The 17485-nt window shown below is 34.1% G+C and carries 17 protein-coding genes; 15 read left to right on the top strand and 2 right to left on the bottom strand.

Features of this window, described 5'->3' with window-relative positions; all coding sequences use genetic code 11:
- From KHA90_RS10155 to moaA, 15 genes are all read left to right on the top strand, one after another.
- Nucleotides 1–1593 (top strand): magnesium transporter MgtE N-terminal domain-containing protein, encoded by a 1593-nt coding sequence (locus KHA90_RS10155; RefSeq protein ID WP_213298774.1) that lies wholly within the window; start codon nt 1–3, stop codon nt 1591–1593.
- A 26-nt stretch (nt 1594–1619) separates the two neighbouring features.
- Nucleotides 1620–2672, top strand: a complete 1053-nt coding sequence (locus tag KHA90_RS10150) for an MFS transporter (protein WP_213298771.1) — start codon at nt 1620–1622, stop codon at nt 2670–2672.
- Between the two features lie 351 nt (nt 2673–3023).
- Nucleotides 3024–5240 (top strand): molybdopterin oxidoreductase family protein, encoded by a 2217-nt coding sequence (locus KHA90_RS10145; protein WP_213298769.1) that lies wholly within the window; start codon nt 3024–3026, stop codon nt 5238–5240.
- Nucleotides 5241–5259: 19 nt separating this feature from the next.
- Nucleotides 5260–5829 carry a 4Fe-4S dicluster domain-containing protein gene (locus tag KHA90_RS10140; RefSeq protein ID WP_213298766.1) on the top strand — a complete coding sequence of 190 codons (570 nt, stop codon included), beginning with the start codon at nt 5260–5262 and terminating at the stop codon, nt 5827–5829.
- A gap of 10 nt (nt 5830–5839) precedes the next feature.
- Nucleotides 5840–6352 (top strand): QcrA and Rieske domain-containing protein, encoded by a 513-nt coding sequence (locus KHA90_RS10135; protein WP_213298763.1) that lies wholly within the window; start codon nt 5840–5842, stop codon nt 6350–6352.
- 23 nt (nt 6353–6375) lie between these two features.
- Entirely contained in the window at nt 6376–6642 is a 267-nt protein-coding gene (locus KHA90_RS10130) for a DUF6755 family protein (RefSeq protein WP_213298760.1), read from the top strand.
- 158 nt (nt 6643–6800) lie between these two features.
- The gene (locus KHA90_RS10125) at nt 6801–7973 is read left to right on the top strand and encodes a molybdopterin molybdotransferase MoeA (RefSeq protein WP_213298757.1); all 1173 of its coding nucleotides are present in this window, start codon (nt 6801–6803) and stop codon (nt 7971–7973) included.
- A 171-nt stretch (nt 7974–8144) separates the two neighbouring features.
- On the top strand, nt 8145–8891 hold the full coding sequence (locus KHA90_RS10120; protein WP_213298753.1) for a sulfite exporter TauE/SafE family protein: 747 nt from the start codon (nt 8145–8147) through the stop codon (nt 8889–8891).
- A gap of 650 nt (nt 8892–9541) precedes the next feature.
- A complete protein-coding gene (locus KHA90_RS10115) occupies nt 9542–10114 on the top strand; it encodes a molybdenum cofactor guanylyltransferase (RefSeq protein ID WP_213298751.1) in 573 nt (190 codons plus the stop codon).
- Nucleotides 10115–10143: 29 nt separating this feature from the next.
- On the top strand, nt 10144–10893 hold the full coding sequence (gene cobA / locus KHA90_RS10110) for a uroporphyrinogen-III C-methyltransferase (RefSeq protein ID WP_213299079.1): 750 nt from the start codon (nt 10144–10146) through the stop codon (nt 10891–10893).
- Between the two features lie 31 nt (nt 10894–10924).
- A complete protein-coding gene (locus tag KHA90_RS10105; RefSeq protein WP_213298748.1) occupies nt 10925–11161 on the top strand; it encodes a MoaD/ThiS family protein in 237 nt (78 codons plus the stop codon).
- Between the two features lie 10 nt (nt 11162–11171).
- On the top strand, nt 11172–12242 hold the full coding sequence (gene moeB, locus KHA90_RS10100) for a HesA/MoeB/ThiF family protein (RefSeq protein WP_213298745.1): 1071 nt from the start codon (nt 11172–11174) through the stop codon (nt 12240–12242).
- A 200-nt stretch (nt 12243–12442) separates the two neighbouring features.
- Nucleotides 12443–12874: a molybdenum cofactor biosynthesis protein MoaE gene (locus KHA90_RS10095; protein WP_035683031.1), complete on the top strand. Its 432-nt coding sequence runs from the start codon at nt 12443–12445 to the stop codon at nt 12872–12874.
- A 9-nt stretch (nt 12875–12883) separates the two neighbouring features.
- Complete coding sequence (moaCB, locus tag KHA90_RS10090; protein ID WP_213298742.1) at nt 12884–13798, top strand: bifunctional molybdenum cofactor biosynthesis protein MoaC/MoaB; 915 nt, start codon at nt 12884–12886, stop codon at nt 13796–13798.
- Nucleotides 13785–14792: a GTP 3',8-cyclase MoaA gene (gene moaA / locus KHA90_RS10085; protein ID WP_213298739.1), complete on the top strand. Its 1008-nt coding sequence runs from the start codon at nt 13785–13787 to the stop codon at nt 14790–14792. Before moaCB ends, moaA begins: the two co-directional genes overlap by 14 nt.
- Before the next feature lie 209 nt (nt 14793–15001).
- On the opposite strand, the gene KHA90_RS10080 is transcribed toward moaA, so the two are convergent.
- Together KHA90_RS10080 and KHA90_RS10075 are read right to left on the bottom strand one after the other, a co-directional pair.
- Nucleotides 15002–15613 carry a hypothetical protein gene (locus tag KHA90_RS10080; protein WP_213298736.1) on the bottom strand — a complete coding sequence of 204 codons (612 nt, stop codon included), beginning with the start codon at nt 15611–15613 and terminating at the stop codon, nt 15002–15004.
- 374 nt (nt 15614–15987) lie between these two features.
- Nucleotides 15988–17418, bottom strand: coding sequence for a rubredoxin (locus KHA90_RS10075; RefSeq protein WP_213298733.1), 1431 nt, complete (start codon nt 17416–17418; stop codon nt 15988–15990).
- Nucleotides 17419–17485: the final 67 nt, after the last annotated feature.

Here is a 17485-nt window from a genome sequence, read left to right as displayed (position 1 = left end):
ATGAAAACTTGGTTAGACAAATGGGAACCTGAAGATGAAGCATTTTGGAGTTCTGGCGGAAGTAAAATCGCATGGAAAACACTAACAATTACAACACTTACATTAATATTATCGTTTGCCTCTTGGTTTATGATGAGCGTTATAGCGGTGAAGTTACCGGGATTGGGTTTTCGTTTTACTAAAGATCAGCTTTTTTGGTTAACAGCAATTCCTGGATTGGCGGCGGGTTTTCTGAGAATTATTCACACTTTTATATTACCAATATTCGGTACGCGACATGTAGTTTCGTTTGCGACAGCCATTAAATTAATTCCGGTAATAGGAATTGGTTTTGCGGTTATGGACATCAATACACCGTTTTGGGTATTTGCATTATTAGCTTTTACAACTGGTTTTGGCGGAGGAGATTTCTCCTCTTATATGCCAAGTACAAGTTTGTTTTTTCCTAAAAGACTTAAAGGAACAGCACTTGGAATTCAGGCCGGAATTGGAAATTTTGGAGTTTCAGTAGCTCAATTTGTTACACCACTTATTATAAGTGTCAGTATTTTTGGTGCTGCGTCAGTATTTACAAGTATTGATCATAAAGAAGCGATAGTAGTTTTTCAGAATGCCAGTATTCAAAAACAAAAAGAAGTTTTTGCAGCTTTAGATCCTGATGTACAAGCCAGAATCTTGACAAACGTTAAGAAAACTGTTATTGACTCAGTAAATGCATCCATAAAATCAGATGATAAAGTAATTCTTTTCACTTCATTGCCAACAAAAGTAAAAGCGAAGGCTATTGCAAATGCAAACCCAAAGATGGCTGAAAAAATCTTAAACGACATCAGTCCTAAAAATACTGCGGTTAAAAACACAGCAATATACTTACAGTCAGCGGCATTTTGGTATGTTCCCTTTTTAATTCTCTTGTCCATCATTAGCTGGTTTTATTTAAGAAGTATTCCAATGAAAGCTTCTGTTAGAGAGCAAATGGATATTTTTTCTAATAAACATACTTGGTATTGTACTATTACATATGTAATGACTTTCGGGACATTTGCAGGTTTATCAGCAGCGTTTCCGTTAATGATCAAATTTTTATACGGAGATTTTCCTAATGCGCCGGATCCTTTAGTTTATGCTTTTTACGGTCCGCTTATTGGTTCTGCAAGTAGAATTGCTTTTGGTTTTATAGCCGATAAAGTGGGAGGAGCAATATTGACAACAATTACAGGTTTAGGAATTTTGGCAGGTTCAATATTATTAGTTACAGAAGGATTAGTGGCGCCAACAAGTATGGATCAATTCCCTCTTTTTGTAGCCGTAATTTTAGGAATGTTCTTCTTTACCGGAATAGGAAACGCAGGAACTTTTAGACAGTATCCAATTATTTTTGCCGAAAATCAGCGCCAGGCAGCCGGAGTTATTGGTTGGACAGCAGCAATCGCAGCATTTGGACCCTTTATCTTTTCTAAATTAATAGGAAATAATCTTTCTGCTAATGGTACTGTAAATCAGTTCTTTATTGGCGTGGCAATTTTCACTATCTTAGCTACAGGTATCAATTGGTGGTTCTATAATCGTAAAGGTTGTGAGAAACCAAGTTAACTAGTAATCATTAAATAAAATTAAGGATGAAAAATAAAACGTTTAATACCAAAGCTTTACTTGTTGCAACTCTTGTTTCTGCATTAACTATTGTACTAGTTTTTTACGGATCAAGACAATTGCAAAATTTTGATGCCGCATTAGTCACCTATTTATTCGGAACCATATTCGCTTTCTTCGGAATCGTTTACAGATATTCAGTTTGGATACAGCGTCCCCCAACGTGGATGTATTTTAAACGAAGCATTAAATTTCTGTTTACGGGAAAAATCTTTTCTCATATGTGGTTTTTAGGTAAAGAATCCGTAGAAAATATTGTAGTTCAAAAATTCATTTATCCCAGAAGCAAATACCGTTGGGCAGCACATTTTTGTATTGCCATAGGATGTTTGTCGGCATTTGCAATTACGATTCCGCTCACATTTGGATGGATTCATTTTACGCTGGCACCCAATTCCATCTCAATTTACGAAGCTCATTTTTTTGGATTCAAAATGATGGATTTCCAGATAGGATCTGTATTAGCATTTTTGATTTTTCACGCCTTAAACTGGTCTTCATGGCTGGTAATATTTGGCTCAGTTTATTATTTACGAAGACGATTGACAAATCCCGGTTTAATTGCAACCCAAACATTTGAGGGAGATTTATTACCGCTTATTTTACTGATTGCGATATCAGTAACAGGATTGTGTCTTACGTATTCATATCAGTTTATGAAAGGATTTGCATATGATTTCCTCGCAGTAATTCATGCCGTAACAGTAATTATGTTTTTAATATGGATTCCGTTTGGGAAATTCTTTCACATAATTCAGCGTCCGGCACAAATTGGAGCGCATATTTACAAAAAAGAAGGTATCAAAATGGGAATGGCAGTTTGTCCGCATACAGGAGAAGAATTTGCAACACAGCTTCATATCAATGATTTAAAAATCGTTACCAAACAATTAGGTTTTGATTTTACCCATGAAGACGGAACTTCACACCTCGATTTAAGCCCCGAAGGAAAAAGATCCCGTTTAGCAAAAGCACATTTAAAAGCAAGACTTGAAAATGGCGGGAATTTATTTGGATAAAGAAAAGAGTTTCAGGTTTCAGGTTTTTTTTGTTTCAGGTTACTTTACTTGGAACATAATTTTACCGCAAAGTTCGCAAAGGTTTTTCGCAAAGTTTTGAAGTTTTTAGGCTTGTGTAAAGTTGTTTTCTATCAAAAAAGGTTCGCCAAGCTACGTTCTAAAATCTTTGCCCAAAGCTTTGTGAACTTGGATAAATATTAAAAAATTAATTTAAAAAATCTCTGCGAAACTTTGCGAAAAACCTTTGTGAACTTTGCGGTTAAATCAACACAATCCAAAAACCTGAACAAACAAGCACGAAACAGGAAACCTGAAACAAAAGAAACCTGAAACAAAAGAAACAAAAAAGAAATGGCAAAATTACCCGTATCAACAGAAAAGATTATTGAAGATTTTGGACCGCATTTAAACTATGCACCAAAAGATGGTTACGCAGGTAGAGATGAACCGGACGAAGTGGTAAAAACACATTGTTGTTTTTGCGGAATGCAGTGTGGAATTCAATTGTTAGTAAAAGAAAATAAAGTAGTAGGATTTGAACCCTGGATGGAATTTCCTTTTAATGAAGGGCGTTTGTGTCCAAAAGGAGTTCAGCGTTATTTACAAAATAACCATCCGGATCGTATTCTAAGCCCTTTAAAAAGAGTAGAAGGAAAAGGCTTTGAGAAAACGACCTGGGATGAAGCAATGGATAAAACCGTATCTGAAATTAAAAGAATTCAGGAAAAATACGGTAAACATGCCTTTTCGATGTTATCAGGAGTTTCGCTAACCAATGAAAAAAGTTATTTGGTTGGAAAGTTCGCCCGCGTTGCATTAAAAACCAGAAATCTGGATTATAACGGAAGACTTTGCATGGTAAGTGCCGGAGCCGGAAATAAAAAAGCTTTTGGTCTGGATCGTGCTTCAAACAATTATTCAGATTTAGAATATGCTGAAGTAATTATCGTAGCCGGAGCAAATATCAGTGAAACTTTCCCCACATTAACGCATTGGATCTGGAAAGCAAGAGATCGCGGTGCCAAATTAATAGTGATCGATCCAAGAATGATTCCGTTAGCCAGAACCGCTGATGTGCATTTAGATGTAAAACCCGGAACCGATTCGGCTTTGTATGGTGCGATGCTAAAATATTTAGTCGATCACGATATGCTTGATCATGATTTTATTGACAATTATACGTCAGGTTTTCAGGAAACAATCGATGCCGTAAAAGATTATACGCTGGAATGGGCAGAAGAAATTACTGGAATTGATAAATATAAAATACAAGAAGCTGCAGAATTATGGGGTAAAGCAAAAACAAGTTTTTTACTTCATGCACGCGGAATCGAACATCACTCAAAAGGTGTTGATAATGTTTTAGGCTGTATTAATCTTGTTTTAGCAACAGGAAGAATTGGCAGACCATATTGTGGTTACGGAACTATTACCGGACAAGGAAATGGGCAAGGAGGTAGAGAACACGGTCATAAATGTGATCAATTACCTGGAAATAGAGATATTGAAAATCCTGAACATCGAAAATATATATCTGAAGTCTGGGGAATCGATGAAAAAGATATGCCAGGAAAGGGACTTACGGCGTATGAAATTATCGAAGCCATTCATAGTGGAGAAATCAAAGGATTAATTTCGATTTGTTTTAATCCGCTCGTTTCGCTTCCAAATAATAATTACGTAAGAGCTGCGCTTGAAAAATTAGAGTTTTACGTTTGTATTGATTTCTTTTTGAATGAAACTGCCCGTCATGCGGATATTATTCTCGCGGGATCATTACAAGAAGAGGAAGAAGGGACAACAACATCGGCAGAAGGGCGTGTGATTAGAATTCGTCAGGCAGTAACTCCTCCCGGAGATGCAAGAACTGATACATCGATATTTCTTGAATTGGCAAAAAGATTAGGTGAAGAAGATAAATTTACCTATGAAAATAGCGAAGCCATATTTAATGAATTGCGCGTTGCCTCAAAAGGAGGAACGGCAGATTATTTTGGAATATCGTATAAAAAAGTAGAAGAAAATATGGGTATTTTCTGGCCTTGTCCAACAGATGATCATCCGGGAACACCAAGATTATGGGAAGATAAGGTATTTGCAACTCCAGACAAAAAAGCACATTTTAATCCTGCGCCTTATAGAGAACCGGGAGAAATTACAAACGATGAATTCCCTATAACACTTACTACAGGTCGTGTAGTTTCGCAATATTTAAGCGGAACACAAACACGCCGAATTGGTAAACTGGTAGATCAGTTTCCGGAACCAATGTTAGAAATTCATCCGGAACTGGCGGCAAAATACGGTATAAAACAACGCGAATTAGTAAGAGTTGCAACTCGAAGAGGAGAAGGATTATTTCCGGCAAATATTGTAGAGACGATTAGAAAAGATACTGTTTTTATACCCTATCATTGGCCTGGAGCAAAATCTGCAAATCAACTCACAACCGGTATTTTAGATCCTATTTCAAAAATTCCTGAATTTAAAGTTTGTGCCTGTTTATTAGATCCGCAAGGAGTAATTGCTCCGCCATCGACAGAATCTCAAGCTTATGCAAGTGTTTAATCTATAAAAAAATGACACGATGAATTTAACTAATTTCAATAAAAACGAAGAGTTTTTTGTAGATCTGCAACGCTGCATCGGCTGTAAAGCCTGTGAAATGGCTTGCGCAGAATGTGAAACAAACGGTCAGGAATCTCTGATAAGCGTGAATTATGTGGAACGTTCTTCAACAATTCAAACAACCGTACAAGTTTGTATGCATTGTGAAGATCCGGTTTGTGCAAATGTTTGTCCTGCCGATGCAATTTCGCAAGACGAGTTCGGGATTGTTCATACCGCAAATACCGAGAGATGTATTGGCTGTTCTAATTGCGTTATGGCTTGTCCGTTTGGGGTTCCTAAAAAAATGGAAGAGTACGATTTAATGATGAAATGTACCATGTGTTATGACAGAACCAGCGTAGGCAAAAAACCAATGTGTGCAACAGTTTGCCCAAGTGGCGCTTTGTTTTACGGAACAAGAGCAGAAATCGAAGAAATGAGACCAAATAGTTCCCCAATCAATACGTTTATTTTCGGTAAAGAAACAGTAAATACCAAAGTGAATATTATGATGCCTAAAGGAAGTAATGAATTAAGAATATATTAAATCTATATCCATGTCAAAAGAAGATAATTTAAATGAAAACTGGAAAAAAGATTTCCCAATAAAAAAACAGGAATCCACACAAGTTAGCCGCAGGGATTTTGCCAAGTTCCTGACTTTTGTTTCCGGCGGATTAATGGTGGGCAGCGGATTTGTTGCCGCAAAAGCTTATTTATTACCAAAGGAAGGTGTACAAGGCGAACATTTTGTATGCAATAAAAGCGAAGTTCCGGTAGGAGGAACGAGAGGATTTGTGATTGAAGGAAGTACAATTCCGTATATATTAATTCACCTTGAAAGTGGCAATTTCAGGGCTTATGAACAAAAATGTACTCATCTTTCCTGTTCTGTGTTCTACAAACCCGGAACCGGAATTATTCATTGTCCGTGTCACGAAGGTTCATTTGATGCCATGACCGGAGATGTAATTGCAGGACCGCCGCCAAGGGCTTTACCGCAATTAGAAGTATTTTTTAAAGACAATGCCGTTTACGTAAAAGCACTTGTAGAACACAAAGAAAGTTAGTTATAATCCTAAATTGAATCAATATGAGTACTTTTAGAAGAAGTCAGAATCGGGTTAATCCAAATAAACTAAACAATATACTTTCGACACTTATTTTTATTTTAATATTGAATGTAAGTATCCAAATTTGGTTGCTATATGCTTCATTAAATAATGCATTAGATAATAATAAAGAGATATTATTACCTGCATTTATAGCTTCTGCGGTTTTGTTTTTCATTGGATTTGCATGGTTGTATTATTTACCTTCCGGAAATTTTAAAGGAAATAATTCGAATAATCTTCGCTAATTAAAATTCAAAAAGCTATTTATCGTTTTTTCTGGAAGTATATGAAGAATTAAGCCTAAATTTATATTCTTTAAAATTTTTAGATTATTAATGATTTAAACTAAGTAAAAGTACTTATATTTGTAATAAGTATTTTTTGCTTAATAAAATAGCAAACCATGATCCAAGTCGAAGAAGCCTTATTGATTATTGCAGAGAATAGCATTAAAATGCCTGTTCAGAAAATTCAAGTGAATAAATCACGGGGATATATTCTGGCAGAAACAGTTTATTCGCCAATTGCAATGCCGCCATTCCGCCAATCGGCTATGGATGGTTATGCATTTATTCACAGCGAAAAACATCAATATGATATAGTAGGGATTTCACAAGCCGGAGATCATTCAAAAATTAAACTGAAAGAAAACGAAGCTGTTAGGATTTTTACAGGAGCATTTGTTCCTAATAATGCTGATACCGTTGTCATGCAGGAACATGTAATGGCTACTGATGATTCGATTTTGATAACCAGAATGCCGGAGCAATTTGAAAATGTTCGAAGTAAAGGAGAACAAATTGGTAAAGATGAAGTTGTTTTTAATGCCAATACTTTGATTACTCCAGCAGCAATTGGTTTTTTAGCTTGTTTGGGAATTACTGAAATTTCAGTTTATAAAAAACCTAAAGTTGCTATTTTGGTAACCGGAAATGAATTAGTAGAACCGGGTGAGAAATTATCAAAAGGAAAAATTTACGAAAGTAATTCGGTAATGTTGCAGGCTGCTTTGCAAAATGTCGGAATAAAAAAAGCAAAAGTTTATAAAGTAAAAGATAATCTTAAAGCAACTAAAAAAGCTTTAAAAGAAATTTTAAAAAAACATGATATTGTTTTAATCTCAGGCGGAATTTCTGTTGGAGATTATGATTTTGTAAAAGAAGCTTTAGTTCAAAATGATGTAACAGAACTTTTTTATAAACTCAACCAAAGACCCGGAAAACCAATGTTTTTTGGATCGAAAAATGAAACTTTAGTTTTTGCTTTGCCAGGAAATCCAGCTTCGTCATTAACTAATTTTTATATTTATGTTTATCCGGCAATCAAAAACAGAATGGGATTTTCAGACATTCATTTAAATAAATTGCTTCGAAAAATAAATGATAATATTACAAATACAACTGGAAAAACATTGTTTTTAAAAGCATTATATGACGAAACCCACGTTACAGTTTTGGGCGGGCAAAGTTCAGCTATGTTAAATACTTTTGCAATTGCGAATTGTTTACTAGTTGTGCCACATAATGTTGAGTCGATTAATAAAGGCGAATTGGTAACGTTATTGCCGATAGATTAGAATTAGAAGAGAGATTTTAGAAGCAAGAAAATAGATTGCAGAGAGTAAAGATTCTAGAAATAGGATTTTTAATCGTAGAGTGCAGTGTGTAAAATAAAGCATATAGCAACCTGAAAGAAAGAAAACTGAAACAAAATTAAATCTGAAACAAAAAAAACAATTTTAAAACTTATGAATCTCCTTAGTTCCGAAAATATTGTCCTGTTTAGCTTTGCCTTAATTGTGATTGCTTTTTTATATTCTAGTGTTGGACATGGCGGAGCATCGGGTTATTTGGCTTTGATGACGATTTTTGCTTTTCCGGTGGCGATTATGAAACCTTCGGCTTTGTTGTTGAATTTGTTTGTTTCGAGTATTTCGTTTTTCTTTTATTACAGAATGAATTATTTCAAACCAAAGCTGTTTTATCCATTTGCTATTGCCTCAGTTCCGGCAGCATTTATTGGCGGTTTTGTGACATTAGACAGTACAATTTATAAAATTGTTTTAGGAATCGTATTGGTTTTTGCAGCGCTAAGATTATTCGGGATATTTAATTTTAAAGAAAAAGAAGTAGTTGAAATAAAATTACCTTTTGCATTAGCAATAGGATTTGCAATTGGTTTATTGTCCGGAATGTTAGGCATTGGCGGCGGAATTATTTTAAGTCCGATTTTATTATTTTTAGGATGGGCAACAGTCAAAGAATCAGCGGCAATTTCGAGTTTATTTATTTTCGTGAATTCATTTGCCGGAATGTTAGGATTCTTTTTGGGAGGAAAAACAATTCCAATCGAAAGTTTTTATTTAGTCCCAATTGCAGTTATTGGTGGAGTTCTTGGAGGATTCTACGGAAGTGGATATTTTTCTAACAGAACACTAAAAATGGTTTTGGGAGTTGTGATTTTAATGGCGAGTATAAAATTGATTTTTCCGTAAAGTATAAAAATTTATTGAATTATTTTTTGCCACAGATTTCACAGATTAACATGATTAATCTTTTTAATCCTTTAATCTGTGGCAAAAGAGATATAGTTGGAAAGTTATTTTTTCTCGCAGATTTTGCAGATTAAGCTGATACGGCTTTGCGAACTTTGTTGCTAAATTTTAGCCATTAATAAGCATGAAACTTTGCGAACTTTGCGAAAAACCTTTGTAAATTTTGCAGTAAAATTTTTTGAAACAGATTTTATAGAGTATTTAAAAATAAAGTTGACGTAGTTATTTTTTCTCGCAGATTTTGCAGATCGAGCAGATACTGCTTTGTGAACTTTGTTGCTAAATTTTAGCCTTTAATAAGCATGAAACTTTGCGAACTTTGCGAAAAACCTTTGTAAACTTTGCGGTAAAATTTTTTGAAACAGATTTTATAGGGTATTTAAAAATAAAGTGGACGTAGTTTTTTTTTTCTCGCAGATTTTGCAGATCAAGTAGATACAGCTTTGTGAACTTTGTTGCTAAATTTTAGCCATTAATAAGCATGAAACTTTGCGAACTTTGCGAAAAACCTTTGTAAAATTTGCGATAAAATTTTTTCTCATTTCAATTTGAAACCTGAAACCAAGAAAACCTGAAACAAGTATATTATCATGGAAACACTAACAGTATTTATTCTTTGTGGAGGAAAAAGTTCTCGAATGCAATCAGAGAAAGGATTAGTATTGTTTCAGGGAAAACCATTTATTGAACATATAATCAAGGCCATTTTACCCATTACATCAACAATAAAATTAATAACAAATAGCAAAGAATACGATTATCTGAGTTATCAAAAAATACCCGATATTATTATAGATAAAGGTCCGTTAGGCGGAATTTATACGGCGTTGACAAATGCTGAAACCGAATTTAATCTGATTCTGAGTTGTGATATTCCGTTAATTTCGACCGAATTATTATCGGAATTAATGTCAAAACATAATAAAGAGGCTGAAATTACTGTTTTTGCTTCTGAAAGCAGAATGCATCCGTTGATTGGGATTTATTCTAAAAAAGTATTACCCGTTATCAAAAGCGCAATTGATAGCGACGATTTAAAAATGATGAATTTAATAGCAAAGGTTCCGCATCAAATCATCACGATTGAAGAAAGTGAAAACTTTCATTTAACCAATATTAATTCGGTTGACGAATTAAATGACCTGAATATCAATTTAAGTTAAATGCTATGTGAGATTTAAAAACACAAAAACTGACCATTGTAGGCGCAGGTCCCGGAGATGTTGAATTGATTACTTTAAAAGCGATAAAAGCGTTAGAAAATGCTGATGTTGTTTTTTATGATGCTTTGGTCAATGAAGAATTATTACAATACGCGACAAAAGCAGAAATTGTTTTTGTAGGCAAACGTTTGGGATGTCATGCTTATACACAAGATCAAATTAATGAATTGATTGTTTCAATGGCAAATCGTTACGGACATGTGGTGCGTTTAAAAGGTGGTGATCCGTTCATTTTCGGAAGAGGAAGTGAAGAAATTGAATATGTGGAAAGATTTGGAATTGCAACAGAAGTTGTTCCCGGAATTTCATCTGCTTTAGGCGTTCCGGCTTCGGTTGGGATTAGTTTGACACAAAGACAAATAGCCGAAAGTTTTTGGGTAATTACAGGAACAACATCCAATCACGAATTGTCTAAAGATGTTAATTTAGCCTCAAAATCGAATGCAACGGTTGTTATTTTGATGGGAATGCATAAATTAGGGGAAATCATTTCGATTTATCAGGAAAACCGAACCGACGATTTGCCAATAGCAATTATCCAAAACGGAACAAAAAATACAGAGCAAAAAGTTGTTGGAACAATAAGTACGATTAGTAAATTAGTATTAGAAAATAAAATTTCGTCACCTGCTATTATTGTGATTGGCGAAGTGGTTAAAAATACTTCGGGACTGACTTCTTATTTTCAGGAACAAAAAGTTAAGAATTTATCCCGATAGCTATCGGGATTCAGAATTTAAATTTAGAATAATGATTGAGATAAAATATTTTGGAGCAGTTGCGGAAAAGACAAAATGTGAGTTCGAAAAAGTATTTTTTTCTGAAATATCCCTGAAGGAATTACTGCAGGATTTAGAAGAGAAATACCAATTTGAATCATTGTCTTTTAGTGTGGCAGTCAACCAGAAAATAGTGCCAAAAGCGACCGATTACACTTTACAAACAAGTGATATTGTGGCGTTGTTACCTCCTTTTGCAGGAGGATAAAATCAGTTTTATGAATACGAAAGATCGTTATAACCGACAAATTATACTTCCTGAGATAGGAGATTCCGGTCAGGATAAATTATCTAAAGCTAAAGTGCTGGTTATTGGAGCAGGAGGTTTAGGAGCTTCAATATTGCCTTATTTAACGGCGGCAGGCGTGGGTGAAATAGGAATTGTTGACGATGATGTAATTGAAATTTCGAATTTGCATCGTCAGGTGATTTATAAAAGTTCAGCTGTTGGAAAATACAAAGCTGATGAAGCTAAATTGATGCTCGCGGATTTGAATCCATCAATAAAAGTGAATGCAATTGCTGAGAAATTATTTGGAAATAACGCGATTTCAATCTTTGAAAAGTATGATATTATTGTTGATGCAACGGATAATATTGCCATAAAATATCTTATAAATGATGCCTGTATTGTAACAAATAAACCAATGGTTTACGGTTCTATTTTCAGGTTTCAGGGTCAGGTTTCGGTTTTTAACTATCAAAACGGACCCACTTACAGATGTTTATATCCGGATGAAAATACTCAATCTGTAAATTGTGAAGATGCCGGCGTAATTGGAATTACAGTTGGAATTATTGGAATGTTACAAGCCAACGAAGTCATTAAAATGATTCTGGAAATAGGAGAGGTTTTAAGCGGTAAAATTTTGGTTTATAATATTTTGAATAATGAACAGCAAAAGTATGATTTTGAAAAGAATACGACTGTTGTAATCAATAAAAAGGCTTTTGAAGAAAAGTATAACGTTGTTGAAAATCAGGTTGAAGAAGTTTTAGCCAAAGAAATTCTGGATAAAATAAATAATGGTGAAGTCCTTTTTTTAGATGTTAGAAACGAAGATGAAGTTCCGAAAATTAATTTCAAAAATGGAGTTCAGATTCCGTTAATGAATTTAAGAAGCGAAATGAAAAAACTAAATCCTAATCAAACTATTTATGTTTTCTGCCAATCCGGAATCAGAAGTAAAATAGCTGTTGAATTGCTTCAAAAACATCAATTTAAAAATGTAAAAAGTATAGCCGGAGGAGCTTTGGCATTGAATAAATTATTGAAAAGAAAAGTATAGCTAAAGATATAGCCCACAGATTTAACGGATTAAACAGATTAACACAGATTTTTAATTTTTAATTCTTGAAAATTTGTGTAATTGCTTCGCCTGTTCCCTTCGGTCGGGTCGTGGTAAAAAGAAAACCCGTTAAAATCAGTGTAAATCTGTGGGCCGACTCGCAATCTATGATTTATAAATCTGCGGAAAAAAAATAAAAAATGAGTAAAAATGTATTTGTAGAAGGACCAATTGCTCCTGAATTTATTGCGGAGTCAATTGCAAAACATCAGTCGAAACATACGATTGGTGCGCATAATATTTTTCTGGGTCAGGTTCGTGCCGATGTTATTCATGATAATACCGTTGTGGCAATCGATTATTCGGCGTATACAGATATGGCGAATGAAGCTTTGCACACAATTCGTGAAAAAGCTTTTGCCAAATTCGACTTAACCTGCATGCATATTTACCATAGTTTGGGAGTTGTAAAAGCAGGCGAAATTTGTTTGTTCGTATTTGTTTCGGCAACGCGAAGAAAACAGGTTTATGAAGCGACAGAAGCTATTGTAAACTGGATCAAAACCGATGTGCCAATTTTTGGTAAAGAAATATTTGAAAACGATACATTCACCTGGAAACAAAATACCTAATAAAATATAATGGTAGATATTACGCATAAAATAAGCACCTTAAGAACTGCAACAGCCACGGCAATTGTCAAAGTTAGCAAACAAGAAACAATTGATGCTGTAGTGAATAATCTGGTTCCGAAAGGGAATGTGTTTGAAATGGCAAAAACAGCCGGATTATTTGCGGTGAAAAACACGCATTTATCGATTCCGGATTGTCACCCCATTCCAATTGAATTTACATCGGTTGAATATAAGATTGAAGGTTTAAATATTGAGATTATTTTCCATGTAAAAACCGTTTACAAAACCGGAGTTGAGGTTGAGGCAATGCATGGCGCATCAATCGTGGCTTTGACAATGTACGATATGTTGAAACCAATTGATAAAGAAATTGAAATTTCAACAATCAAATTAGTGAATAAAGAAGGTGGAAAATCATCTTTTAAAAATAAATTCCCGAACGTAATAAAAGCAGCAGTTTTTGTTTGTTCTGATTCGATTTTTGCTGGCGATAAAGAAGATCGTTCCGGTAAAATTATAGTGGAAAAATTAATTTCGTACGGAGTTGAAACAGCGCATTATGAGATCATTCCAGATGAAATCGATATTATTCAGGAACGAACAAAAGCTTTCGCGAAAGAACATCAACTGGTCATTTTTACAGGCGGAACAGGTTTGTCGCCAAGAGATGTAACGCCCGAAGCATTATCACCATTATTAGAAAGCAGAATTCCGGGAATAGAAGAAGCCATTCGAGATTACGGACAACAACGAATGCCTTATGCCATGTTATCCAGAACTGTTGCAGGAACATTAGGAAAGAGTTTGGTTCTAGCTTTGCCGGGATCAACAAACGGAGCAAGGGAATCTATGGATGCTGTTTTCCCTCATGTTATGCACGTTTTTCATATTTTAAAAGGAAAAAATCATGATACCCTCTAAAACCATTTTAACAGATGATTTTGGGCGAAAACACAATTATTTGCGTATTTCGTTACTGGAGAAATGCAATTTGCGTTGTACATATTGCATGCCTGCTGACGGAATTGTTCTATCTCCAAAAGCCAGTTTAATGACGGCGGACGAGATTTTTTCAATTGCCCGGACTTTCGTTGAAAATGGTGTGGATAAAATAAGATTAACGGGTGGCGAACCTCTTTTAAGAAAGGATTTTCCTGAGATTGCATCAAAATTAGGAACGTTAGGAATTTCTCTATCCATTACAACAAATGGTATTTTGATTGATCGGCATATTGATGTTTTAAAACAAAACAAAATCTACAAAATCAATTTGAGTTTAGATACTTTAATTGCGTCTAAATTTCATTCTATAACGCTTAGAAATCAGTTTGATAAAGTAATTGAAAATTTGCATTTGCTTTTAAAACATGATTTTAAAGTAAAAATCAACGTGGTTCTGATGAAAGGTTTTAATGAAAACGAAATTATTGATTTTGTTAAACTAACTCAATTTTTGCCTGTTTCGGTTCGTTTTATTGAATTTATGCCTTTTGCAGGAAATGAATGGGACAGAAGTAAAATGGTATCTCAAAACGAAATTTTATCTGAACTTCAAAAAGCTTTTTCATCTGAAGAAATTCAAAAACTGGAAGATGAAAAAAACTTCACTGCGAGAACTTATAAAATAAATGGTTTTCAGGGAGATTTCGGAATCATAAGTTCTATTACAAATCCGTTTTGTGATGGCTGTAACAGAATCCGCCTGACGGCGAATGGAAAAATTAAAAATTGTCTTTTTTCTAATTCCGAAACTGATTTACTGACTGCTTTAAGAAATAGCGAATCAGTTACGAATTTGATTTCAGAATCTATTAAAAATAAAAAGAAGGTCAGAGCCGGAATGGTTACAATTGAAGAAATGGATGATCCTAAACTTCATTTTGATAATAGAAGTATGATTGCGATTGGGGGATGATTCTTCGATTTCGCTCAGGAGGATAGCTCAATTTTGTCATTTCGACAGAGGAGAAATCACATTAGAAACTCCGCAAATTAGATTGCCAATCTTTGTCGAGTTTTTTTGATGAGATTCCTCGTTCCTCCTTTAGAATGACAAACTTTACGAATAATAATATTCTAAACAAAAAAAAGGTTCAACTTACTAAGTCGAACCTTTTTTCGTAATTATTTCTTCTTTTTAGCTTTTGCCTTTTTTTGAGACTTTGCTTTCTTTTTTGCTATTTTTTTTGCTTTCGCCTTATCCTTAGCTTTTTTCGCTTTTTCTTTTTTCTTAGCGGCAGCTTTTTGTTTTGCTTTTTTAGCTTTCTCTTTCTTTTTATCCTTTTTAGCCTGATCTTTTTTCTTAGCTAATTTCTTTTTCTCTTTTTCCTTGTCTTTGTCTTTCACTTTTTTCTTCTTTTTATCTTTTGATTTATCCTTATTATTTGTTTCTGTTGATTCAGCTGAATTCTTGATTTTATTTTTCGAAGTTTTTTCTTTTTTCGTTTCTCCTATAATTACTTTTGGAGTTGATATTTCTTCGGTTTTTTCTATAGCAGCGGGATTTACTTTTCTTGCCGGAGCAGTTCTTGTTCTATTAGCCGGAGCAGTTGCAGCACTTTTTACTGTAGTTGCAGCTGCAGTTTTTGTTGCAGCTTTTGGCGTTACAGCAGTTACTGGCTTAACAGGCGTTTTTGCTGGAGGTGTATTTGCTTCTTTATTTTCTGAAGCAGGCTGAATATTTTCAGGTTTTGTTAAATCGGCTTTTGGTGTAATTTCTTCGTTGTTGTTTTCCATAATAATTGCGCTTTTGATAAGGATTTTGTTAACAATGTAACTAAATTGTTAATTAACAGTTAAGTAAAGATAATCATTAAACAAGTCCGCCAATGTTAAGCTTTTCGAGATAAATAAAAGTTAAACTATTTATTTTTAGTTGATTAAGTTTTTGGCGAATTTTAAAAACTAAAATCTCTTAACAATTATGCTGAGAAATGAAGTAAATACCTGATAAATAAAAAGAGTTGAAAATTATAACTTTAAAAGATTTATTGAAAACGAATGTCCTAGCCCAGATCGAAGTGATATCCTTTTGTTTTTTTCTTTAAAAAATAAAAGATATAGCGGAGAGCTGGAAATAGCTCCTGATTAACATCTAAGTAATTAAGTCTTTAATTAACGACAACTTCTAAAATCTTAAAATTGTTTTTAGGTGATTCGCATAACGGGCAACAGTAATTTTCAGGTAAATCAGTAAACAATATTCCTTTTGGAATTCCCTGGCTTTCATCACCATATTCTGATTTGTAAAGCGTTAAGCATTCCTGACATTGGTAAATGTCCAATTGTTGTTTTTCTTTTTTCTGAAGATTCTCTGTTGTTTCGGTAACAGAAGTTCCAAGTTCATCGAAATATTTTCGGCTTAATTCAATTAAAATATTTGGTAGTTCGAGTTTGTCGATGTCTTGTGAATGTACAATATATTCACGTGTATTAGGATCGAAATTCTTCGCAAACAGAATATTATAGGTATCTCTGATTTTAATAGAAGCCAAATCTTTTGGTAAATCATTTTTTTCGACTACAATCGAAGTAAAATAATGTCCGTCGCGATTGTATTCGGATAAACCAAAAGTTAATCCGTAAGTACTGATATCAAACTGATCAAGTGTTCTAACAAGATATGTTTTAAGATTTAGCGCCCAATCCATCGCTACGGGCAAATGCCAGTTAAGCTCTAATAATGAATGACGGACATTGATTCCTCTTTTGCCTAAAAACTTCTCCCATTCCAGTTTTCGATCTTTTGGGATTCCTTTTATTATGAAGGATTTCCAGGGCGTAATACATATTTTGCCAATTTTGCAATCAAAACATAGATCGCACATTTCTTTCAGAAACTCTAAATCGTATAAATTATTTCTCCAATATAAACCGAGCCAATATTGATCAATTCCCATTCTGTTCATGCCTTCGTAATAAGGAAAAGGATAAAACGGAATATTCAATGGTTTGTCTATTGTTCGATTATTGGTGTCTAAAGTTTCGCTTACAAGTGCAAATATCATATCGATACCAATAGATTCTTCGGCTGTTATTTTTTCGATTTCGTAATAAAATTGAGCAATATCCCAACTGTAAATTAAAATTGGATATACCTCCATACGCTCCCAATTTGGTAAACGAATGTATAAATACCAGTAATCTTCATGTTCTGAAGCAATAAAATTAAGGTGACCTGTAAACAACGGAACCAGTTGTTGCTTTGGGTCATTAATATTGACTTTTAATCTTGGCTGTTCTTTGAATTGCTCTAAAATATATAAAAACTTATTGCCGGTAAGCCAATTGGTATTTCTGAAAACATCTGTAGAAACATAAGACGAAACGATATTATTGCCGCTTTTTTGTTCCGGAAAAACAAAATGATGTTTGCCTAGTTTTTCTTTATCCAAAATTTTAAATCCTTTTGGGAAAATGATATCCTGTCTTGAACCAAAGGAAATCGAATCTAAACCCTGATCGATAGCCATATTGACTACTTCTTTTAATTCTCCAGGGGAGATTACGCCACCTTTTACTATAAGTCTTGTTAGTTCCATATTTTTTTAGTTTTCAGTTTTCAGTCTCAGTGTTCAGTCTCAGTTTTCAGTTTCAGTGTTCAGTTTC

This window comes from Flavobacterium psychroterrae (genome assembly GCF_018380615.1).
Lineage (GTDB): Bacteria > Bacteroidota > Bacteroidia > Flavobacteriales > Flavobacteriaceae > Flavobacterium > Flavobacterium psychroterrae.
This window is presented reverse-complemented; position numbering and strand designations above follow the sequence as displayed.

Coding starts and splice junctions, on each gene's coding strand:
- moeB (WP_213298745.1), top strand. CDS start 11,172: ATGAATACGAAAGATCGTTATAACCGACAAATTATACTTCCTGAGATA.
- KHA90_RS10095 (WP_035683031.1), top strand. CDS start 12,443: ATGAGTAAAAATGTATTTGTAGAAGGACCAATTGCTCCTGAATTTATT.
- KHA90_RS10105 (WP_213298748.1), top strand. CDS start 10,925: ATGATTGAGATAAAATATTTTGGAGCAGTTGCGGAAAAGACAAAATGT.
- KHA90_RS10120 (WP_213298753.1), top strand. CDS start 8,145: ATGAATCTCCTTAGTTCCGAAAATATTGTCCTGTTTAGCTTTGCCTTA.
- KHA90_RS10145 (WP_213298769.1), top strand. CDS start 3,024: ATGGCAAAATTACCCGTATCAACAGAAAAGATTATTGAAGATTTTGGA.
- KHA90_RS10080 (WP_213298736.1), bottom strand. CDS start 15,613: ATGGAAAACAACAACGAAGAAATTACACCAAAAGCCGATTTAACAAAA.
- moaCB (WP_213298742.1), top strand. CDS start 12,884: ATGGTAGATATTACGCATAAAATAAGCACCTTAAGAACTGCAACAGCC.
- KHA90_RS10155 (WP_213298774.1), top strand. CDS start 1: ATGAAAACTTGGTTAGACAAATGGGAACCTGAAGATGAAGCATTTTGG.
- KHA90_RS10115 (WP_213298751.1), top strand. CDS start 9,542: ATGGAAACACTAACAGTATTTATTCTTTGTGGAGGAAAAAGTTCTCGA.
- KHA90_RS10125 (WP_213298757.1), top strand. CDS start 6,801: ATGATCCAAGTCGAAGAAGCCTTATTGATTATTGCAGAGAATAGCATT.
- KHA90_RS10130 (WP_213298760.1), top strand. CDS start 6,376: ATGAGTACTTTTAGAAGAAGTCAGAATCGGGTTAATCCAAATAAACTA.
- KHA90_RS10135 (WP_213298763.1), top strand. CDS start 5,840: ATGTCAAAAGAAGATAATTTAAATGAAAACTGGAAAAAAGATTTCCCA.
- moaA (WP_213298739.1), top strand. CDS start 13,785: ATGATACCCTCTAAAACCATTTTAACAGATGATTTTGGGCGAAAACAC.
- KHA90_RS10150 (WP_213298771.1), top strand. CDS start 1,620: ATGAAAAATAAAACGTTTAATACCAAAGCTTTACTTGTTGCAACTCTT.
- KHA90_RS10140 (WP_213298766.1), top strand. CDS start 5,260: ATGAATTTAACTAATTTCAATAAAAACGAAGAGTTTTTTGTAGATCTG.
- KHA90_RS10075 (WP_213298733.1), bottom strand. CDS start 17,418: ATGGAACTAACAAGACTTATAGTAAAAGGTGGCGTAATCTCCCCTGGA.